The organism is Bradyrhizobium sp. WSM1743 (genome assembly GCF_000473065.1).
In the GTDB taxonomy this organism is placed as follows: domain Bacteria; phylum Pseudomonadota; class Alphaproteobacteria; order Rhizobiales; family Xanthobacteraceae; genus Bradyrhizobium.
Window position 1 is genome coordinate 15951 of sequence record NZ_AXAZ01000078.1, and the last position, 19735, is coordinate 35685.

At 64.8% G+C, this 19735-nt stretch carries 18 protein-coding genes; 10 read left to right on the forward strand and 8 right to left on the reverse strand.

The genetic code is table 11. The annotated features are described in order from the left end of the window. Positions 1 to 46: 46 nt before the first annotated feature. Complete coding sequence (locus YU9_RS0132385; protein ID WP_027576512.1) at positions 47 to 268, forward strand: DUF2842 domain-containing protein; 222 nt, start codon at positions 47 to 49, stop codon at positions 266 to 268. Here YU9_RS0132385 and YU9_RS0132390 read toward each other — a convergent pair. Continuing rightward, entirely contained in the window at positions 265 to 1314 is a 1050-nt protein-coding gene (locus YU9_RS0132390) for a polysaccharide deacetylase family protein (RefSeq protein WP_027576513.1), read from the reverse strand. The two genes, YU9_RS0132385 and YU9_RS0132390, sit on opposite strands and share 4 nt — an antisense overlap. 129 nt (positions 1315 to 1443) lie before the next feature. Between YU9_RS0132390 and YU9_RS0132395 the strand changes: the two genes are divergently transcribed. After that, positions 1444 to 2625, forward strand: a complete 1182-nt coding sequence (locus YU9_RS0132395; RefSeq protein ID WP_027576514.1) for a GNAT family N-acetyltransferase — start codon at positions 1444 to 1446, stop codon at positions 2623 to 2625. 175 nt (positions 2626 to 2800) lie between these two features. Here the strand turns inward: YU9_RS0132395 and YU9_RS0132400 are convergent, their stop codons facing one another. Next, the gene (locus tag YU9_RS0132400) at positions 2801 to 5059 is read right to left on the reverse strand and encodes an exopolysaccharide transport family protein (protein WP_027576515.1); all 2259 of its coding nucleotides are present in this window, start codon (positions 5057 to 5059) and stop codon (positions 2801 to 2803) included. Positions 5060 to 5261: 202 nt separating this feature from the next. On the opposite strand from YU9_RS0132400, the gene YU9_RS0132405 reads away from it, so the two are divergent. The 3 genes from YU9_RS0132405 (at position 5262) to YU9_RS0132415 (ending at position 9488) form a co-directional block, all read left to right on the forward strand. Next, the gene (locus tag YU9_RS0132405; RefSeq protein ID WP_027576516.1) at positions 5262 to 6395 is read left to right on the forward strand and encodes a glycosyltransferase family 4 protein; all 1134 of its coding nucleotides are present in this window, start codon (positions 5262 to 5264) and stop codon (positions 6393 to 6395) included. A gap of 118 nt (positions 6396 to 6513) precedes the next feature. Continuing rightward, positions 6514 to 8064, forward strand: a complete 1551-nt coding sequence (locus YU9_RS0132410; RefSeq protein WP_027576517.1) for an undecaprenyl-phosphate glucose phosphotransferase — start codon at positions 6514 to 6516, stop codon at positions 8062 to 8064. A 173-nt stretch (positions 8065 to 8237) separates the two neighbouring features. After that, complete coding sequence (locus YU9_RS0132415; RefSeq protein ID WP_027576518.1) at positions 8238 to 9488, forward strand: O-antigen ligase; 1251 nt, start codon at positions 8238 to 8240, stop codon at positions 9486 to 9488. Here YU9_RS0132415 and YU9_RS0132420 read toward each other — a convergent pair. Further along, positions 9463 to 9933, reverse strand: a complete 471-nt coding sequence (locus YU9_RS0132420; RefSeq protein ID WP_051380593.1) for a MarR family winged helix-turn-helix transcriptional regulator — start codon at positions 9931 to 9933, stop codon at positions 9463 to 9465. The genes YU9_RS0132415 and YU9_RS0132420 overlap by 26 nt on opposite strands. Before the next feature lie 147 nt (positions 9934 to 10080). Here YU9_RS0132420 and YU9_RS0132425 point away from each other — a divergent pair, with 147 nt between their 5' ends. Then, the gene (locus YU9_RS0132425; protein WP_027576520.1) at positions 10081 to 11277 is read left to right on the forward strand and encodes an FAD-dependent monooxygenase; all 1197 of its coding nucleotides are present in this window, start codon (positions 10081 to 10083) and stop codon (positions 11275 to 11277) included. A 141-nt stretch (positions 11278 to 11418) separates the two neighbouring features. Here YU9_RS0132425 and YU9_RS0132430 read toward each other — a convergent pair whose 3' ends face one another. The 3 genes from YU9_RS0132430 to YU9_RS0132440 are packed head-to-tail and all read right to left on the reverse strand — an operon-like array spanning position 11419 to position 14211. Further along, positions 11419 to 12597, reverse strand: coding sequence for a trans-acting enoyl reductase family protein (locus YU9_RS0132430; protein ID WP_027576521.1), 1179 nt, complete (start codon positions 12595 to 12597; stop codon positions 11419 to 11421). A 9-nt stretch (positions 12598 to 12606) separates the two neighbouring features. After that, positions 12607 to 13389 carry a DUF169 domain-containing protein gene (locus tag YU9_RS0132435; protein WP_027576522.1) on the reverse strand — a complete coding sequence of 261 codons (783 nt, stop codon included), beginning with the start codon at positions 13387 to 13389 and terminating at the stop codon, positions 12607 to 12609. 54 nt (positions 13390 to 13443) lie between these two features. Then, positions 13444 to 14211, reverse strand: a complete 768-nt coding sequence (locus tag YU9_RS0132440) for a YdcF family protein (RefSeq protein WP_036018689.1) — start codon at positions 14209 to 14211, stop codon at positions 13444 to 13446. Between the two features lie 165 nt (positions 14212 to 14376). On the opposite strand from YU9_RS0132440, the gene YU9_RS0132445 reads away from it, so the two are divergent. From YU9_RS0132445 to YU9_RS0132455, 3 genes are all read left to right on the forward strand, one after another. Next, positions 14377 to 15318: an acetamidase/formamidase family protein gene (locus YU9_RS0132445; RefSeq protein ID WP_027576524.1), complete on the forward strand. Its 942-nt coding sequence runs from the start codon at positions 14377 to 14379 to the stop codon at positions 15316 to 15318. Positions 15319 to 15519: 201 nt separating this feature from the next. Beyond that, on the forward strand, positions 15520 to 15717 hold the full coding sequence (locus YU9_RS0132450) for a hypothetical protein (RefSeq protein ID WP_024341172.1): 198 nt from the start codon (positions 15520 to 15522) through the stop codon (positions 15715 to 15717). A 72-nt stretch (positions 15718 to 15789) separates the two neighbouring features. Beyond that, on the forward strand, positions 15790 to 16269 hold the full coding sequence (locus tag YU9_RS0132455) for a GcrA family cell cycle regulator (protein ID WP_027576525.1): 480 nt from the start codon (positions 15790 to 15792) through the stop codon (positions 16267 to 16269). Positions 16270 to 16798: 529 nt separating this feature from the next. On the opposite strand, the gene YU9_RS0132460 is transcribed toward YU9_RS0132455, so the two are convergent. Continuing rightward, positions 16799 to 18355, reverse strand: coding sequence for a porin (locus tag YU9_RS0132460; RefSeq protein ID WP_027576526.1), 1557 nt, complete (start codon positions 18353 to 18355; stop codon positions 16799 to 16801). Positions 18356 to 18761: 406 nt separating this feature from the next. Here YU9_RS0132460 and YU9_RS0132465 point away from each other — a divergent pair, with 406 nt between their 5' ends. After that, a complete protein-coding gene (locus tag YU9_RS0132465; protein WP_027576527.1) occupies positions 18762 to 19268 on the forward strand; it encodes a MarR family winged helix-turn-helix transcriptional regulator in 507 nt (168 codons plus the stop codon). Between the two features lie 241 nt (positions 19269 to 19509). On the opposite strand, the gene YU9_RS50825 is transcribed toward YU9_RS0132465, so the two are convergent. Then, positions 19510 to 19632: a hypothetical protein gene (locus YU9_RS50825; protein ID WP_256375916.1), complete on the reverse strand. Its 123-nt coding sequence runs from the start codon at positions 19630 to 19632 to the stop codon at positions 19510 to 19512. Positions 19633 to 19735: the final 103 nt, after the last annotated feature.

Sequence of the window (19735 nt, forward strand, 5' to 3'; positions counted from 1 at the left end):
CCCGCTCCCGCAGCGCAAGTTACGCGAAAGACCGCGACATCCCGCCATGACGATCCGCACCCGCAAGTTCCTCGGCGCAATCCTGCTGCTGGTGCTCGCCACCGTCTGGGCCCTGCTCGGCATGGCCTTGGCGCAGATGCCCTGGATCGCGGAATCCGGCTGGCGGCAGGCGATCTACTACGTCGTGGTCGGCATGGGCTGGGTGCTGCCGGCGAAGCCGATCGTGAGCTGGATGCAGCGGCCCGACCGGGTCAAGTCCACTCATTAGGTCCGGCCCGTAGCGGTGCCCGTGGGCCTCACGGGCGCAAAGGCAACACCCGATACCAGCGCGCGCAGCACCCGCAGCGAACGCATCCGCCCGTCCCAGGAAATCCGTGGCAGCGCGTGCAGATTGGTGCGTCCCTCCGCCTCCACGATGCCCGGGATCGTCGACACCGCGCTGGCAAAGCCCGCCTCCTCCGCCATCACCACGTGGCTGCGCCGAAACGAGGAGCGGTCGCCGAACGGAAAGGCGAAATGCCTGATCTCGCGCCGGAAAGCCGATTCCGCCACCGCTTTGCCCATCGTCATCTCGCGCAGCGCGGCGGCATCCTTCATGTTGGCGAGAACGGGATAGTTCACGGTGGCGCTGCCGATCGTCACCAGCGGATCGGCAGCGAGCTTCGCGAGGTCTTCCCAGTCCATCGACGCCTCGCGCGAGAGCGCAGCGAGGTCGACCCGGTAGCGCGTGCAGAGATCGGCGATCGCGACCGACAAATCCGCCGGCGGCAGCGAGCGCAGCCAGCTCTCCAGATACGAAAACAGCGCCTGCTTCCGGGCATTGTCAGTGACGGTGAAGCGCTGCTCCTTCTCACCCATCATCAGGCTGATGCGGCTCTCGCGCGCGATCACCTGCTCCAGCCCGAACCACCAGGCCTCGCCGACACCATCGGGAAACGCTGTTGGCACATAGATCGTGAATGGCACGGCGTAACGCGCCAGCATCGGATAGGCGAAGGTGATGAGATCCTTGTTGGCGCCGTCGAAGGTCAGCGCCACGAAGCGACGCTTCTCCGGCAGCGTCACCGCGCGCCGGCAGACCTCGTCCATGCCGAGGAAACCGTAATCCCAGCGCCGCAGCGCGCGAATGGCGCGGTCGAGGAATTGCGGCGTGATCTCGTTCGCGCGCAGCGGCTGAAACCTGCCGCGGTGCCGCGGCCGCACATGCGCAAAGCGCAGAATGACGCCGGCACCACGACTGCGCAGCGCCGCCCGACCGCTGAACCAGGTCAGCTCGAGGCGCAGCCGTTCCAACCATCTGTCGTCGGAAGCCAAAATCCCACCCTTCGCCCGCGCCGGCGGTCCGTTCCTTCTCCCATTGTCATTACCCTTTGTTGACCTTTGTTTGCAAAGGTCGGCCACAGGCCGAATTACGTATTTTCGATTTCTCGACAGGTTTCGCGAATGACCATGGCTGCGGCGATGCAAAGCCGGACGGCAGAAGCGCCAGCGCGGTCGAAAGCGAACCGTATTGCGCAGGTCGATATCGTCACCGATCTCGCCGAGGCCGAGACAGCCTGGCGTGCCTTCGAGGCGAACGGCCATCTCTTCACGCCCTACCAGCGGTTCGACCTGCTCAGCCCGTGGCAGCGACTGGTCGGCGAGCGCGAGGGCGCGCGCCCCTTCATCGTGATCGCCCGCGACGCCGATCGCCAGCCGCTCATGCTGCTGCCGCTCTCGCTGCGCCAACGCCATGGCGTGCGCACGGCCTGCTTCATGGGCGGCAAGCACACGACCTTCAATATGGGACTGTGGAATGCCGAGTTCGCAGCGCAGGTCGCCATCGCCGATCTCGACGCGCTGCTCGCGCCGCTGCGTGGGCATGTCGACGTGCTCGCGCTGACACAGCAGCCGCTGCGCTGGCACGACCAGCAGAACCCGTTTGCGCTTCTGCCGCGGCAGAGCGCGATCAATGGCTGCCCGCGTCTGGTGATGGAGCCGGGCGGGCCGAAGGAATCACGGATCAGCAATTCCCTTCGTCGTCGCCTCAAGAGCAAGGAAAAGAAGCTTCAGTCCCTCGCCGGCTATCGCTATCACCTTGCCACGTCAGACGCAGACATCAGCCGCCTGCTCGACTGGTTCTTCCGCGTCAAGCCGGTGCGGATGGCGGAACAGAAGCTCCCGAACGTCTTCGCCGAGCCAGGCGTCGAACAGTTCGTCCGCAGCGCCTGCCTCGCGCCGCGCGGTGAAGGGCGCGTCATCGACATCCACGCGCTGGAATGCGACGACGAGGTGATCGCGATCTTCGCCGGCGTCGCCGACGGCGCGCGCTTCTCGATGATGTTCAACACCTACACGATGTCCGAGCACGCCCGCTACAGCCCCGGCCTGATCCTGATGCGCTACATCATCGATCGCTACGCCGAACGCGGCTACCGCTCGCTCGACCTCGGGATCGGTTCGGACGAGTACAAGCGGATGTTCTGCAAGGACGATGAGGACATTTTTGACAGCTTCGTTCCGTTGACCCCGCGCGGCAAGCTCGCGGCGATGGCGATGTCCTCGCTCAGCCGCGGCAAGCGGCTGGTGAAGCAGAACCAGGTGCTGTTCGACATGGCCCGACGGCTGCGGCAGGCGTTCGGGTAGCTCTCTTCCGCTTGCACTGCTGCCTTCCCTTCTCCCTTTGTGGGAGAAGGTGGCGCGAAGCGCCGGATGAGGGGTATTCCTCCGCGCGCTTAACTGCATGTGGACTCGCGGAGAGAGACCCCTCACCCGCCGAGCTTCGCTCGGCACCCTCTCCCACAAGGGGAGAGGGTAAGACCTACGCCGCCACCACGCGTGGCGCTTCGACCGCATCCGACGCCTGCACCGGCCTGCTCAGCATCGTCACATCGCTGAAGCCGACCGCTGTCAGCTGCTCGCACATCTGCGTGCGCGCATCCGGTGCCATCGAGGCATCGGGCACCACGACGGCGCGGGCATGCGCCGTCAGCAGTTCGGCCGGAAGGTCGGAGGCGCTGCCGGCGTCGATCAGCACGTGATCATAGGCGCGCAGCAGCGCGTCGATCGCGAGCGCCACGCGCGGCGATTGCAGCAGGCTGCGGTCGAAGCCGGGACGGCCGGCCATGACCAGATGCAGCCGCGAGAGCTTGTCGCGGGTGATGATTTGCGCGAACGAGGCCTCGCCCTGCATCAGCTCGGCAAGGCCCGGAGCCGACGCATCAACGGACACCGCGGCAATGGTCGGCGAGGACGCGGCGAGATCGACCACGACGACGCGAGCATCGCGCGAAAGGTGCCGGGCCAGCGTCAACGTCGACAGCGTGATGGCTTCGCCGGACGCGGTGCCGAGCACCGTGACCTTCCTGGCCGCCGCGCCCGCGGCACGCAGGCCTTCGGCGAGCTGCTCGATCTCGGCAAACTCCGTCACACCCGCATCGGCCGTCATCTCCGGCTGCAGCGGAGCCGGCTCACCCATCACGGGTTCGACGACCGGCTGGACGAACGGCTCCTGCCGAACCGCCGCCGGGGCGTGCGCCGGCGCCGGGGTGAACACGGCAGCCGCGCGCGGCGCGGTCTGGCGCAGCAACTCACCGGTGACGACGACGCCGGAGGACAGCAGCAGCGTTGCGATGGTCGCGATCAGCACGATCGGGAGCTTCTTCGGATAGGCCGGCGTGTTGGAGACGATGGCGCGTGAGATGATGCGGCCGTCCGTCGGCGCAGTGTCGATGGTCTCGCGGGTGTTGGCCTCGCGGTATTTGGCGAGATAGGTTTCCAGCAGGTCGCGCTGCGCCTTGGCCTCGCGCTCGAGCGCGCGGAGCTGGACGTCCTGGCCGTTGGTCGAGGCCGCCTGCTTCTTGAGCTGCTCCAGGCTCACGGTCAGGCCATCGACCCTGCCGCTGGCGATCCGGGCGTCGCTTTCGAGCGAGCGTGAGATCTTGGCCGCTTCGTCGCGAATCTGATTGTCGAGGTCGCCGAGCTGCGCCTTCAGCTCCTTGATCCGCGGGTGATTGCCGAGCAGCGTGGACGACTGTTCGGCGAGCTGCGCCCGCAACGTCACCCTCTGCTCCGACAGCCGCCGCATCAATTCGGAGTTCACGACCTCGGATGCCTCGATCGGCTTGCCGCTCTGGAGCATCTCGCGGATCAACCGTGCCTTGGACTCCGCGTCGGCCTTCATCGAGCGCGCATTGTTGAGCTGGGTGTTGACCTCGCCCATCTGCTGGTTCGACAGCGTGGTGTTGTTGGTGCCGACGAACAGGCTGGACTTGGAACGGAAATCCTCGACCCTGGCCTCGGCGTCCGACACCTTCTTGCGCAAATTCTCGATCTCGCCGGCCAGCCATTGACTGGCGTTCTTGGCCTGCTCCTGGCGCACGCCCTGCTGCAGCACGAGATAGCCGTCGGCGATCGAATTGGCGACGCGGGCGGCAAGCTCGGGATCGGCGGACTGGAATTCGACCACGATCACGCGCGACTTGTCGACCGCGTAGGCCTGGAGGCGTTCGTAATAGGCATCGAGCACGCGCTCTTCCGGCGTCATCGCGAACGGGTCGCGGCCGATACCGATCAGCGCGGCAAGCGACTTCAGCGGCGAGATGCCTTGCAGCACCGGGTCGAATTCAGGGCGGTCCGCAAGCTTGTTCTTCTTGATGATCTCGCGCGCGAGATCGCGCGACAGCACCAGTTGCACCTGGCTGGTGACGGCCTCGGCGTCGAGCGCCTGCCGCTCCTCGGTACGGTCGCTGTTCGGGCGCAGGAACACGTTCTCGCGGCCGTCGATCAGGATGCGGGCTTCGGACTTGTAGCGCGGCGTGACGAGATTGACGACAGCGAGGGACGCAACGAGCGCCAGCACCGTCGGCACGATGATCCAGCCGCGCTTGCGCGCCAAGGCCGCGCCAAGCGCGTGCAGGTCGATGTCGCCGGATTCGACTTGCGCCTGCTTCGCGACAATGGGCACAGGCTTGGCTTCGACCTTGGCTTCGACCTTGGGCGCGGCTTCGCCTTTGGACTTCGAGACGGCCCGCGCGATCAACGCCTTGTCCTTGCCGGCACGCCAGAACGCTAAACGCATCGAACACTCCCGCAGGGCAACGCTGCGACTCTACCTCAACCGGGGCGATTACACTCCATTAAGGTTGCGGCTGGGTTAATCGCGATTTCGCGTGCCGCGCGCGCTTGCGCTCGTCACCATTTGTTAACCACGAGGGCCCTTAATCCCTCTCGATTATTTCGTGAGAATTGTTCGGCAGTCGCCGTCGAGCTGGTTTTGGATCATGCCCCCCTCTCCTGACCGGCCGCTTCGCATCCTGCACGCCGTGCGTGCTCCGGTCGGCGGCATCTTCCGCCACATCCTCGACGTCGCCAACGGCCAGGTTGACCGCGGCCATCATGTCGGCATCCTCGCCGACAGCCTCACCGGCGGCGAACGTGGCGACAAGGCGCTGGCCGAGCTCGCGCCGCGCTTGAAACTCGGCGTGCACCGCATGGCGATCCGCCGCGAGCCGTCACCCGATGATGTCATGGTATGGCTGCGGATGCGGCGCCTGATCGCGAAGCTCAAGCCCGACGTGATGCACGGCCACGGCGCCAAGGCCGGCGCCTTCATCCGCATGCGGCGGCGCTCGGACGACACCATCCGCATCTACACCCCGCATGGCGGCTCGCTGCACTATCCCCTCAACACCTTCAAGGGCGAGTTCTACGCGCGACTCGAGCGCGCGCTGATGGATTCGACGGACCTGTTCCTGTTCGAGAGCGCGTTTGCCCGCGACACCTATCAGCGCATTGTCGGCACGCCCAAGGGCGTGGTGCATTGTATCTTCAATGGCGTCACTCCGGAGGAGTTCGAGCCTGTTGAAACGGCCGACGATGCCACCGACCTTTGCTATGTCGGCGAGTTCAGGCACATCAAGGGCGCCGACCTGCTGGTCGATGCCGTGGCACGCCTGCATGAAGGCGGCAAGAAGGTCACGCTCACGCTCGGCGGCGACGGCGAGGAGACGGCCGCGCTGAAGGCGCAGGTCGAAAGGCTCGGCCTTACCAGTGCCATCCGCTTCATCGGTCACGTCAAGGCGCGCTACGGCTTCTCCAAGGGGCGGCTGCTGGTCGTTCCCTCGCGCGGCGATTCCATGCCCTACGTCGTGATCGAGGCCGGTGCCGCGGGCATTCCAATGATCGCGTCCCGCATCGGCGGCATTCCCGAGATCTTCGGCGCCGACAACCCCGGTCTGTTCGCGCCGAGCGATCCCGAAGCCATGGCGGAGGCGATCGCCGCCGCACTGGACGATCCGCAAACCACCGCGCAGCGCGCGGTGTCCTTGCGCGAGCGCATCTCGGCGCATTTCTCGCAAGCCGCGATGGTCGAGGGCGTGCTTGCCGGCTATCGCGACGCATTTGCCAATCATTAACCATCCTTAAACCCGCTTTAGAAAATCTTCCGATTTGTTCGATAATCGAAGCGCCAGGGGATGCTTGCCCGGGGCGCGCAAGGCTGCGCAGCGGGTTTTGGAATGGACGTGGACGCCCGTGGAACCGCTCAACGCACGCTCGATGCTCGATGCCGCGGCCAGCGCTGCGGCAAAACCCGCCGACCAGCCCTTTGTGGAACGCCGCCGCCGGCTGTCGCCCGCGGCGCTCGAAGTCGTCAACCAGAAGGTCGCCCGCGCCTATTCGCCGATCGTGATCGCCGGTTTCGTCCGTCTGGCCGATTTCGCGCTGCTCAGCCTCGTCGGCATTGCGCTCTATGTCGGCTATGTCATGCCGCTCTCCGGCGCCTTCAGCTGGGTTTATCCGGCCGAGGTCGTAGGCGTCGCGGTAGCCGCCGTGGTCTGCTTCCAGGCCGCCGACATGTACCAGGTGCAGCTGTTCCGCGGCCAGCTGCGGCAGATGACGCGGATGATCTCGTCCTGGTCGTTCGTCTTCCTGCTCTTCATCGGCATCTCGTTCTTCGCCAAGTACGGCAGCGAAATTTCGCGGCTGTGGCTGGCCGCCTTCTACTTCCTCGGGCTCGCCGCGCTGATGGCCGAGCGACTGGTGCTGCGCTCGCTGGTCCGCGGCTGGGCCCGTCAGGGCCGGCTCGACCGCCGCACCATCATCGTCGGCTCCGACAGCAACGGCGAGCAGCTCGTCGAGGCGCTGAAGGCTCAGGAAGATTCCGACATCCACGTGCTCGGCGTGTTCGACGACCGCAATGACAGCCGCGCGCTCGACACCTGCGCCGGCGCGCGCAAGCTCGGCAAGGTCGACGACATCGTCGAGTTTGCCCGCCGCACGCGCGTCGATCTCGTGCTGTTCGCGCTGCCGATCTCGGCGGAGACGCGCATCCTGGAGATGCTGAAGAAGCTCTGGGTGCTGCCGGTCGACATCCGCCTCTCCGCCCACACCAACAAGCTGCGCTTCCGGCCCCGCTCCTATTCCTATCTCGGCGAGGTGCCGACGCTCGACGTGTTCGAGGCGCCGATCACCGACTGGGACCTGGTGATGAAATGGCTGTTCGACCGCGTCGTCGGCAGCCTCGCGCTGCTCGCGGCGCTGCCGGTGATGGGACTGGTGGCGCTCGCAGTGAAGCTCGACAGCCCGGGTCCGGTGCTGTTCCGCCAGAAGCGCTTCGGATTCAACAATGAGCGCATCGACGTCTACAAGTTCCGCTCGATGTACCACCATCAGGCCGATCCGACCGCCTCGAAGGTCGTGACCAAGAACGATCCGCGCGTCACTCGCGTCGGCCGCTTCATCCGCAAGACCAGCCTCGACGAGCTGCCGCAGCTCTTCAACGTGGTCTTCTCCGGCAACCTCTCGCTGGTCGGGCCGCGCCCGCATGCGGTGCAGGGCAAGCTCCAGAGCCGCCTGTTCGACGAAGCCGTCGACGGCTATTTCGCCCGCCACCGCGTCAAGCCCGGCATCACCGGCTGGGCCCAGATCAACGGCTGGCGCGGCGAGATCGACAACGAAGAGAAGATCCAGAAGCGCGTCGAGTTCGATCTCTATTACATCGAGAACTGGTCGGTGCTGTTCGACCTCTACATTCTCCTGAAGACGCCGATCTCGCTGCTGACCAAGAACGAGAACGCGTATTAGTTTTTCGTCATGCCCCGCCTTGTGCGCACTTGCGCACTGGGCGGGGCATCCCGTACGCCGCAGCGGCAGCTGTTTTGCACAATAGGCGCCGCGGAATACTGGATCGCCCGGTCGAACCGGGCGATGACAGCGGTGTTTGTGGCGTAGTAGTTGCGTAAGCGTATGAGTGTGTGATGGCGTATGCGGCGACAGCCGGTGGAGTGAACGTAGCCGCACCGGCTGCACCCGGGGTGCTGGCGCTGCAGCGCGCGCTGGTGTGGCTGGTCGGCGCCTGCGGCGCGATCGTCTTCATCGAGCCCAGCCCCTACGAGATCGCGACGCTGCTCGCCACCGTCACCTTCTTCGCCACCGGCCTGCGCCTGAGGCTCGTGCTGATGCCACTGGTGTTGATGCTGGTCCTGCTCAATGTCGGCTACACCATCAGCGCGATCCCGCTGTTCGAGCAGCCCGAGGTGGTGAGCTGGATCGCGACCTCCTGGTACATGGCGGTGACCGTGGTGTTCTTCGCCATGGTCATCTCGGAGGACACGGCGGCCCGGCTCGACATGCTGCACCGCGGCCTCGTCGTCGGCGCGATGGTTGCCTCGCTTCTGGCGGTCGCCGGCTACTTCCACCTGGTTCCCGGCGGCAACGACCTCCTGACGCTCTACGGACGCGCGCGCGGCACGTTCAAGGATCCCAACGTGCTCGGCGCTTTCCTGATCCTGCCGGCGCTGTTTGCGCTGCAGAGCGTGGTCTCCGACAAATTGGCCAAGGCGTTCCGCAACGTCATCGCCTTCGGCATCATGTCGCTGGCGATCCTGCTCGCCTTCTCCCGCGCCGCCTGGGGCGGGCTGGTGCTGACCTCGGCCTTCATGCTTGCGCTGATGGTGCTGACCAGCCGCACCAATGCGCAACGCTCGCGCATCATCATCATGGCGGTCGTCGCCGGGGTGCTGGGGCTGGCGCTGATCGCGGTGCTGCTGTCGTTCGATTCCACCGCCGAGATGTTCAAGCAGCGCGCGAGCTTCGACCAGAGCTATGACGAAGGCCGCTTCGGCCGGTTCGGCCGGCACATCTTAGGTGCGGAGATGGCGCTCGACCTGCCGTTCGGCATCGGCCCGCTGCAATTCCACCGCTACTTCCCCGAGGACACCCACAACTCCTACCTCAACGCCTTCATGTCCGGCGGCTGGCTGTCCGGCGTGTGCTATCCTGCGCTGGTCTTCACCACCGTCATCATGGGTTTTCGCCACATCTTCATCCCTGTGCCGTGGCAGCGCGCCTATCTCGCGGTGTTTTCCGCCTTCCTCGGCACCGTCGGCGAAAGCTTGGTGATCGATACCGACCACTGGCGGCACTTCTGGATGATGCTGGGCGCGATGTGGGGCATGATCGCGGCCGCGCAAATCTATAAGGCTAGGGACGAAGCTTCTTCAGCTTGAGATCGGGACGTTTCTCCGGGGGCGTGTCGAGCAGGCTCTTCAGCGCTTCCGTTGCCGCGAGCACGCTCTTGTAACCCTCGTTGGCAAAGCGCAGCAGCAAGCGCAATTCCTCGTCGGAATATGCGCCCAGGACCTTCTCCATCGCCTGCTGCATCGGCACGTAGAACTGGCCGAGCTTTGCGATCGTCTCCGGCACGACCGCGATGAAGACCTTGCGGCGGTCTTTCTCATCGCGCTCGCGGCGCACCAGCCCTGCCTTTTCGAGCCGGTCGACCACGCCCGTGATCGCGCCCGTCGTGAGGCCCGTGACCTCGGCGAGCCGGCCCGCGGTGACGCGGCCTTCGAGATAGAGGATGTCCATGCATTCGAGGTCGGAATTGGCAATTCCGGCAACGTTCGCAACGGTCTGGCCGTAGAGCACGCCCTGCGCGGACGACCTGCGCATCGCCGCCTCGAGCTCCTGCAACAACGCTGCACGCGCCTTCGTCCTTGACAAGGTCGGCCTCTTCTCTTACTCAATATATATCTTAGTCACTAAGAGATTTAGCGACCGTAATTTCTCCTAGCACCACGGAAACGTCGGGAGCAAGCCATGTCCAGCCGTCCCCGCAAGGCCCTGATCATCGGCGCCGGCATCGCCGGGCCCGTGGCAGCCATCCTGTTGCGCCGCGCCGGCATCGAGTCCACGATCTATGAGGCTTGGCCCTATTCGAAGGGCATCGGCGGCGGCCTCCAGATCGCACCGAACGGCATGCATGTGATGGACGAGATCGGCCTTTCGAACGAGCTGATCAGCCGCGGCTCGGTCGCGGAAGCCTTCGACTTCTATTCGCAGGGCGGCGAGAAGCTCGGCTCGATCAACCGCGACATGGCGCGGCGCTTCGGCCAGCCGGCCGTCAACATCTCCCGCGCCACGCTGAACGAGATCCTGATCGACAAGGCCTGGTGCGCCTGCGTCTCGCTCTATTTCGAGAAGCGCCTGATCAAGATCGAGGATCGCGGCGACCAGCCGATCATCGCCTACTTCTCCGACGGCACCACCGCCGAAGGCGACTTCCTGATCGGCGCCGACGGCGTGCACTCGGTCGTGCGCCGCCAGGTCGTGCCTGACGGGCCGCAGCCGTTCGACACCGGCCTGATCGGCTTCGGCGGCTTCGTGCCGCACGCCGTCCTCGACGGCAGGCCGATCGGCCGGCATGTCGAGACCACGTTCGGCCAGAGCGGCTTCTTCGGCTACGGCTATTGCAGCCCGGATCCGAACGACGGCGTGATGTGGTGGAGCACCCAGCCCGCGCACGGCATGGACGCGGCGATGTTCCGCGCGCTCGACCACGCCACGCTGAAACAGCATCTGCGCGGCTTCCATCACGGCTGGCACGATCCGATCCCCGCCATCATCGAAGCGGCCGAGAACATCGTGGTCACCGACACGCTCGACGTCGCGACCCTGCCGACCTGGTCGCGCAAGCGCTCGCTGCTGATCGGCGACGCAGCGCATGCCACCAGCCCCCACGCCGGCCAGGGCGCCTCGCTCGCGCTGGAGGATGCGATGCGCCTCGCGCGCTTGATGCAGGAGGGCCAGGAGCTCGGCGCTACCTTCCAGGCCTTCGAGACCGAGCGCCGCCCGCGCACCGAGAAGATCGTGGCCATGGCCCGCCGCAACGGCAACAGCAAGCGCGAGTTCAGCGCGACGGGCGCGTGGATGCGCAATCAGATGCTGAAATGGCTGCTGCCGCTGGGCTCGAAGAGCATGGAGTTCATGTACGCGTACGACGCGCGGGTGGTGTAGCGGTAACTGACGCTGTCATGCCCCGGCTTGACCGGGGCATCCAGTACGCCGCGGCCTCTCCGGTCAAGCACTGCCGTCTCTGGAATACTGGATCGCCCGGTCAAGCCGGGCGATGACAGCGTATTTGCGGCGCGACTGCGCCTACTTCTCCACCTCGAAGCTCAGCCCCGCGTTCTCGACCAGCCGCTTGATCAGCTTGTGCTGCATCGCTGCGCCCGGCGTCCAGAAGCCGGCTGGCACATCGCTCGCGTCACGCAGCATGCAGATCGCGCATTCGGAGATCATCTTGGAGGTCGAGCCGTAGCCGGGATCGCGGTCGCCCGTGACGCCGGCGCGAACCTGGCGGCCATCGGGTGCAATCGCGACGTAGAGCAGATCGAAGAGCCCCTTCTCCCGCTCCTCCTTCGACGGGCCCTCGCCCGGCTTCGGCGCGTTCGGGCCCGTCTTCTCGGCATTGGCCGCCATCACGCGCTTCGCGTTGGCCTCGCCCTTCTCGCCGGGACCGGTCAGGACCATCTCGTCGTAGACGAAGTCCTTGCCGTATGGAAAACCCATCAGCATGTTGGAGCGATGGACGTTGCGCGTGTTGATCAGCGCCATCATGAACGGTGCGGTCCAGGATTGCAGGTCCTCCTCGTAAGTAGCCCTGTTGCCCTTCGGCTGCTTCGGGCCGGTGAAGCCGGGCGTCAGCGCGAAATGATCGTTGAGGATGGCGACAAGGCTGAGATCTTTCGCGACCGCATCGAAGGTCGCTTTCGCGCTCGCCGCGGTGCCGCCGGACAGCGTGCCGCGCATGTCGCGCACGCGGCCCTTCACGCGCGCGGCCGGCGCGCCGAACACGCGCTTGGCCTCTCCCTGCACGAAGAAGGTGCCGAGCTCGAACGGCACGGAATCATAGCCGCAGGAAAACACGATGCGCGCGCCGCTCGCCTTGGCCGCCGCCTCGTACTTGTCGATCATCTGCCGCATCCAGACCGGCTCGCCGCAGAGATCGAAATAGTCCGCACCCGCAGCAACGCAGGCCGCGAGCAGATCCTCGCCATAGAACTGGTACGGACCGACCGTCGTGATCACCGATTTGGTCTGCGCCACCATCGCCTTCAGCGACGCCGCGTCCGACGCATCCGCCACGATCAGCGGCGTGTCGGCGTGCGCGCCGATCGCATCGCGCACCGATTTCAGCTTGTCGAGGCTGCGGCCCGCCATCGCCCATTTCAGCGCCTTGTCGTCCCTGTAATGCGCCGCCAGATATTCGGCGACGAGCTGGCCGGTGAAACCGGTCGCGCCGTAGACGACGATGTCGAATTTCGCAGAGCTCATGATCGGCCTTTACTTCTTCGCGTAGCTCACGCCCATGCCGGCACGGACGTCGCTTTGAATGCCATAGGGCGGGATCGGATAGCGCAAGCCGTTCTTGGCCAGCGCCTTCATGCCTTCGATTGCCTTGGCGAGATGCGAGGGCTTCAACGCCATCAGCATCTCCTCGTCCGGCACGCCGCCATAGCGCCGTTCGGCATAGCATGGCAAGGACAGGCTGGGCTCGCCGGTTTTCAGCGCCCGCCCCCAGGAATCCGCGCACGCGGTCTCGCCGACCACGCCCCATTCGAATTTCTTGTAGCCGGTATATTGCAGCCCGTTGATCAGGATGATCATCTGCCCCGGCGTCGCATAGACGAGGCAGATGTCGGGCGGATCGAGCCGGCCGCTCGCCAGCGGACTGACCGCGAGCGCCTGATAGCGCCCGAACGGAACCACGTCCAGCGCCTCCTGGCGCTTGCGCGCGTCCTCCGGCGTGCCGTGCCAGACCCCGACATAGTTTTCACCGGCGAGCCATTTGTCGTCCTGGGGGCTGAGGCCAATCACCGCGCGGCACTGCGCGCCCACAAGATCGTCGGCGGTGATGCCGACGGTCCAGCCAAGACGCGCGGCCATGCTGACGATCTGGTCGGCGGTGTGAATTGCGTTCGGACGGCGGATCTTTGGGATCGCCTCCATCTCTGCGGCGGTTGCGAACAACTTCATGCCGATCACATTCGTTTTCAGCCGCAGCAGGCTGTTGAGATCGGCGACGAGGCCGGCAAGATCGATCGTGTCTGCACTCTGCTGTTGCATGGCTTCCTCCGCGCCGGCGATCGCGCGCCGTGTTCTTGTCTTGGTGCCCTCGTTCTAGTCCTTGCCCGGTCCCGGAAGCAACTCGCCGGTTCTGCCCCTCAGACGGTAAGCCACAAGGCCGATCCACTCGCGGACGGCGACTTCAGTTCGGCCCAGCCCGTCCGCTCCTACATTGGTGAACGAAAAAAGATCGTCTCGTCCCCCCATCCGCCAGTCCACGGGATAGGCCTCGACGTCAAATCCGGCCTTGCGGAAGATTCCCATCGAGCGCGGCATGTGGAAGGCCGAGGTCACCAGCAGCCAGCGCTCGCCCGGCTTTGGTGACACCAATTTCTTGGTGAAGATCGCATTCTCCCAAGTGTTGCGGGAGTCACGTTCGAGGATTAGGCGCTCCTTCGGTATGCCGAGGTTCTCCAGGATCGGCGCGGAATAGTCGGCCTCCTTGGCCTCGGTCGAAACCAGGTTCGCTGTGCCTCCGGTGAAGACGATGCGCGCATTCGGAAAGCGGCGGGCAAGCTCGGCCGGCGCAAACAGACGATCGGCCGCGTGTGCGACGACCGGCGTGCGATGCGCCACCGACAGATCGGTGTCGACCGAGCCGCCGAGCACGATGATGCCGTCGGGCGCGCCGCGCGACGGATCCCACGCCGGGAAGCGCGACTCCAGCGGATAGATCAGAAAATTGCCGAGCGGCGAGAACGCAGCGAGCGCCAGCAGCACCAGCGTGGTCACGGCAAGCCTGCGGCCAAACGCGGCAAAGCGCGTCGCCATCAGCACGACAGACAGGATTCCGAGCTCGACCAGGAAATTGATCGGCAGCAGCGCGGTGCCCAGGGTCTTGGAAAGAACGAAAAACAGGGGAGCCTCGCTGAAATCATCTGGCCTGTCTGTCGGGGCTTGACCGGCCCCGCCATCTTCAGAAATCTTCTTGAAAGAGGATCGATCGCCGGGTCAAGCCCGCGCTGATAAACCGACCGGACGCGGCACATGACCCATCATCACCTGCATTCCAGCCCCGAAACCTGTCATTGGGGCTTCTTCGAAGCCGCGCTCAAGCCCGTCCTCACCATTGCCAGCGGCGACGAGGTGACGGTCGACACCATCAGCGGCGGTCCGGACATGCTGCCCGATCGCGGCAAATTTCACATTCCGCCCGAGATGCACGAGGTTCATGCCAAAAACGAGCGCATGCTGCCCGGCCACATCCTCACCGGCCCGATCGCGATCGAGGGGGCCGAGCCCGGTGACGTGCTCGCGGTCGAGATCCTCGACGTTCAGCTCCGGCAGGATTGGGGCTGGAACATGATCAAGCCGTTATCGGGCACCCTGCCGGACGATTTTCACGAGACACGCATCCTGAACATCCCGCTCGACCGGACGCGGATGGTCGGCCGCATGCCGTGGGGATTAGACCTGCCGCTCAAGCCGTTCTTCGGCGTAATGGGCCTATCGCCGCCACCGAGCTGGGGCCGCATCTCATCGCTGATCCCGCGCGCGATGGGCGGCAATCTCGACAACAAGGAGCTCGGCGCGGGAGCGACGCTGTACCTGCCGGTGTTCGTCCCGGGCGCGATGTTCTCCTGCGGCGACGGCCATGGCGTGCAGGGCGACGGCGAGGTCTGTGTCACCGCGATCGAGACCGCGCTGCAGGGCCGCTTCCGCCTGACGCTGCGCAAGGACCTCAGGCTCGACTATCCGCGCGCCGAGACGCCGACGCACTACATGACCATGGCGATGGACCCCGATCTCGACCAATGCGTCGTGCGTGCGCTGCGCGACATGATCGCGCTGCTCGGCGAGAGACGAAATCTGTCGCGCGAGGATGCCTACACGCTGTGCAGCCTGGCCGCCGATCTCAGGGTGACCCAGACCGTCAACGGCGCCAAAGGCATCCATTGCATGATCGAAAAGGCGATCGTGCACGGCTGAGCCGCCGAGCCCTTCCCAGACCTGCCGACATCGAGCCCGCCGCCCGGTCTTCCCCGCGGCGCGCCGCGGCGTGTCCGATTCCCAAGCGATTCCAATTAGGTGAGCTGCTGCTTTGGCGCTGATTTGACTTCCACCCCCAAACCTAAATAGAGTCTTAATCGTTACTTTTATGTACCCGAGTAAGAGGCTAGCGTTCGGGCCATGGCCACCGAAAAAGCCGAGACTGACCGCATTCCCGTAACCTTGGCGCTCTCGACCATCGCCTATCTGGAGAAGCTGGTGAGACAGGGCACCCACGGCACCAGCGTTCCCGGCGTCGCGCGGACACTGATTGAGGAGGGCATCCGTCTCGCCATCAAGGACGGGCTTCTGTCGATCCGCGACAATGGCAGGACGTGAGCGCACGCCGGACGTGAAGCGGACGGATTTCGAGAGGCGGATGGCCACATCTGCAACCTGGGACCGTTACACATGCCTGTTCTCTCACCCACCTGGACCGACGAACGTATTGAACTGTTGAAGCAGCATTTCGAGGCCGGCCTCTCCTGCAGTGAGATCGCCGCCGACATCGGCGTCAGCCGCAATGCCGTGATCGGCAAGCTGTCGCGGCTGAATCTGACGCGCGGCCGGACGGTCGACGACCGCAAGGCCCGGGACAGAGGCTTTGCGCCGGCGCGCGCGCCGAGAGCGGTCCCGCGACTGCAATACGAGATGCTCGCCACGATCTATGGCGAGACCGACGCGCCCGTGGTCGCAGGGCCGATCGACGAGGCCAATCGCTGCTCGCTGCTGGAGCTGTCCGAGAACCGCTGCCGATGGCCGATCTCGACGCCGGGCGAAGACGATTTCTGCTTCTGCGGCAACATTGCTCCCGACGGCCAGCCCTATTGCGCCGGTCACAGCCGCCTTGCCTACCGGCCGCATGCCCGCGCTCGCGTGATACGCGGCTGACGCTGCGCTATTCTAAAGCGTGATCGGAAAAGTGTGCGGCCGCGGCGGGTTCACCTCTCCCGCTTGCTGGAGAGGTCGGCATAGGCGGCCTCTGGCCGCCGTTCTGTAAGACGCCGATGCTTTGTATCGGCTATGGCGCCGGGTGAGGGCTTTCTCCTCTTGGGGATTGTCCCATTGCGGAAACACCCTCTCCCCGACCCTCTCCCGCAAGCGGGAGAGGGAGTGCACCTGCGTCGTTGCAGCGATCAAGCCTCATCTCATGCTGCTCTAGAAAAACAAAAAACCTCCGGCGGGGCATCACCGGAGGTTTCTGGAGGCTTAGCGTGAAGCTAAGAGCCGCAACTTTCGTATTTGGCTGAGGGACTATATAGCTTAGTAACTCAGGTAAGTAAATAAATTTGAGGCGATTGAATCGCATGGCTCGTCTTCGCCCTCCGCACAGGAATTTCCGATTTTTCGAATACCCTCTCATGGGAAAAGCCCCGGCGGTTTCCCGCCGGGGCTTCATCAAGGTTCGACGACCCAAAGCTTACCAGTTGCGCTGGGCGCGCAGCAGCAGGCTGTAGGTGTCCTGGTCCTTCAGCTCGTAGGTCGCCGCCGGCTTGGCGACGCCCGTCAGCGCACCGCTCGTGATCGTGCCCGAATACTTCTGGTCGAGGTGGCTGTAGGTGAAGTCGGCCGAGAAGGTCAGGTTCTTCACCGGCGTCCAGCGGGTGATGACGCCGACCTGGCCGATGTTGAAGTCCGGGTTGCAGGTGCCGGTCAGGGTGGCGAACGCCGCGCTGCCGCAGATCAGGCCCTTCGCCGTGCCGCTGTAGTTGACCGCAGCCCACGCGCCGTAGAGCGCAGTGTTCCAGTACGGGCTCCAGTTGTGGGTGTAGGCACCACGGAAGCCGTAGGTCTTGGTCAGCTCGAGCTGGCCGCCCGGGCCGAACACCGCGTCAGACACGCCGGCGAAGCCGATGCTCTGATGGGCGGCGTTCGAGCTTCCGAACATCGAGTAGCTGGTCGCGGCCAGCTCCTGGAAGTTGTAGCGGCTTGCACCCTCGGTGTAGACACCCGAGATGTTGATCACGTCGGCGGCGCCGGTCGGGATGTTCTTGATGCCCAACGCGAGCTGGACGGCCCAGCCCCACTTGTCTTCCGGATGACCGGTGGCTTCAGTGGCGCCGTAATAGGCGACATGGTTGTCGTGCGCGGCGACCGACGCCTGGAACAGGCCCCAGGCTTGATCGACGCGAACCATCGCGACGAGATCGGGCGAGCGGCTGCCGCCGAGGTCGTTCGAGCCGTACGCACCGCCGAGCACGCCCGTGGTCGACATGCCGGCCGTGTTCCAGATGTTGGTCTGGAAGACCTGCGTCTGGTCCTGCGCCGAGAACGAAGCCGTGATGCCCTGGCCGAAATCGGCAGTGTAGGTGAACTGCGCCACGCCGTTGGTGCTGCCGCTGCCGCCGACGAGCTGGTCGAAGTTGTTGCCGGGATAGTTGATCCAGGGGGCGTCGAACTGCGACACCGCCTTACCCATGGTGAAGCCGGCGAACTGGATGAAGGCATAGTAGACGCCGAGGGCGCCGCCGGAGATGCCGCCGTCGGTGCCGTTGACGGCGCCGCCGCTCGAGCCGGTGAGGCCGGTGCCGGCCGCGTTGAGGCCGATCGTGCCGCTGTACTGGGTCGCGCCCGTGGCCGAACCCGTCCCGCCATAGTTGCCGGTCGTCCAGGTGAAGACCGCGTCGAAATAGGTGCGGACGACGCCGTACTCGGTCGCGGTGCGGGTGTCGATGTTGAGATCTTCACGAGCGCGCATCGAGTAGTAGTTGGTCAGGCGGTTGTTGGCCGCGAACACGCCGTTGTACTGGGCGCTGTAATTGCCGCCGGCGTTGAGCGCCACTTCGGCACGCAGATAGCCGCCCAGCTTGATGCAGGTGTCGCTGCCCGGGATGTAGTAGAAGCCGGCGCCGTACAGCGTGCAGATCTTGACGTACTCGACCGCCTTGGCCTTGACCGGAAGATCGGCCGCCTGGGCTCCACCGACGGCGATCAGACCCGCCGCAGTGCCGAGCAAAAGGCTCTTCACCACTTTCATTTAAAACCTCCAAGTTGCTCATTTTACGGAGACCGGACCGTGAGGCCCCCCAAGATCCCCGTCTCTCAAATCCGCTCGGCCGCTTTGCGCTTTCGGCCACACCCGCATTCGAGGCGAGGGACGTGAGCGAACCACCTGCAACGGGACGATCGAGTACCCCCCACCGTCACGCATCAATATGCCTGCGCTGTTCCGCTAATCAAAATAGTTTATTAGCTCAGCTTATTGGTTTCACCAAACCTGTGCCTTGCGTGCAACACCCGGGCTCAGCCAATCTGCTGAGCTGATCATCTTTGTAGTTTTAGTGACGAAATTACCCTGCTCTGCACTTGCGTCAGAGCAGGCTTGCGTGGACTATGGCATTTCACGAACACCGACCTGAACAATCGGTTCACGGAGTGACGCTGTGTCCGCGACGAGGAAAGAAGGAGCGCGCCTGCGCGCCATCGGCAATCTGGATATCATCAGGCGCTTCACCTGGGAGATATCGTCGATCAACATGTATCTCGAGGAGCTGCGTCAGTTCTGGGCGAGAACGCTCGGCATCAGCGGGCCGCAATGGCTGATCCTGATGGCCATCTCCGACCTCGACAAGGACGACGGCATCCCGGTCAACGTCGTGTCCAAGCTCCTCCACGTCGATCCGTCCTTCGTCACCACCCAGTCCAAGCTGCTGGAGAAGAAGGGCCTGTTGCGCCGCCGCCCCTCGCCGACCGACGCCCGCGTGGTCCGGCTGTCCCTGACCGAGAAGACGCAGAAGCACCTGGCGAGCCTCAACGAACAGTACAAGACCATCAAGGAATTCGTCTTCCAGGAGTTCGACGAGGCCGAGCTGACGGAATTCACCACCAAGCTCGCGACACTGAAGACCCGTCTGGAAAAGGCCTGCGTCCGCCTCACGCTCGACTTCTGACGCGAGCAGCGCCGGACCAAGCGCCTAAAGCGGAATGCCGTTAGGTTGAAACAATTGCCGCGGCTCGTTCACCTCTCCCGCTTGCGGGAGAGGCGTAGGCCGCCTTCGGCGGCCGTCATAGGGACGCCGAGGCACAGCCTCAGCTATGGCGAAGCGCCGGGTGAGGGTTTTCTCCTCTAGGGAATTGTCCCATTGCGGAAGCACCCTCTCCCCAACCCTCTCCCGCAAGCGAGAGCTTTGCTTAATGGGATGTGAGCGAGTGGTTCCCGATGTCGGGCTTTTTTTGCGCGGCGTCGGACGGCGCGCGGCGTGGAATGGGTGCGTTTTCCGCGGCCGACCGCTGGCGTCGGGCGGCGGCGGTCATGCCGCAGCTCCCGCAGGAGACAGCACCGCCCATCGTTTGAGATTCATGGCGAGGCAGATCAGGCGCAGATGCGTCTGGTTGCGCGCCAAGCCCAGATAGCGGG

Excerpts from the sequence above, each read along its gene's own strand:
- YU9_RS0132385 (WP_027576512.1), top strand. The coding sequence starts at position 47 with ATGACGATCCGCACCCGCAAGTTCCTCGGCGCAATCCTGCTGCTGGTG.
- YU9_RS0132395 (WP_027576514.1), top strand. The coding sequence starts at position 1,444 with ATGACCATGGCTGCGGCGATGCAAAGCCGGACGGCAGAAGCGCCAGCG.
- YU9_RS0132400 (WP_027576515.1), bottom strand. The coding sequence starts at position 5,059 with ATGCGTTTAGCGTTCTGGCGTGCCGGCAAGGACAAGGCGTTGATCGCG.
- YU9_RS0132405 (WP_027576516.1), top strand. The coding sequence starts at position 5,262 with ATGCCCCCCTCTCCTGACCGGCCGCTTCGCATCCTGCACGCCGTGCGT.
- YU9_RS0132415 (WP_027576518.1), top strand. The coding sequence starts at position 8,238 with ATGGCGTATGCGGCGACAGCCGGTGGAGTGAACGTAGCCGCACCGGCT.
- YU9_RS0132420 (WP_051380593.1), bottom strand. The coding sequence starts at position 9,933 with ATGCGCAGGTCGTCCGCGCAGGGCGTGCTCTACGGCCAGACCGTTGCG.
- YU9_RS0132425 (WP_027576520.1), top strand. The coding sequence starts at position 10,081 with ATGTCCAGCCGTCCCCGCAAGGCCCTGATCATCGGCGCCGGCATCGCC.
- YU9_RS0132430 (WP_027576521.1), bottom strand. The coding sequence starts at position 12,597 with ATGAGCTCTGCGAAATTCGACATCGTCGTCTACGGCGCGACCGGTTTC.
- YU9_RS0132435 (WP_027576522.1), bottom strand. The coding sequence starts at position 13,389 with ATGCAACAGCAGAGTGCAGACACGATCGATCTTGCCGGCCTCGTCGCC.
- YU9_RS0132445 (WP_027576524.1), top strand. The coding sequence starts at position 14,377 with ATGACCCATCATCACCTGCATTCCAGCCCCGAAACCTGTCATTGGGGC.
- YU9_RS0132450 (WP_024341172.1), top strand. The coding sequence starts at position 15,520 with ATGGCCACCGAAAAAGCCGAGACTGACCGCATTCCCGTAACCTTGGCG.
- YU9_RS0132455 (WP_027576525.1), top strand. The coding sequence starts at position 15,790 with ATGCCTGTTCTCTCACCCACCTGGACCGACGAACGTATTGAACTGTTG.
- YU9_RS0132460 (WP_027576526.1), bottom strand. The coding sequence starts at position 18,355 with ATGAAAGTGGTGAAGAGCCTTTTGCTCGGCACTGCGGCGGGTCTGATC.
- YU9_RS50825 (WP_256375916.1), bottom strand. The coding sequence starts at position 19,632 with ATGACCGCCGCCGCCCGACGCCAGCGGTCGGCCGCGGAAAACGCACCC.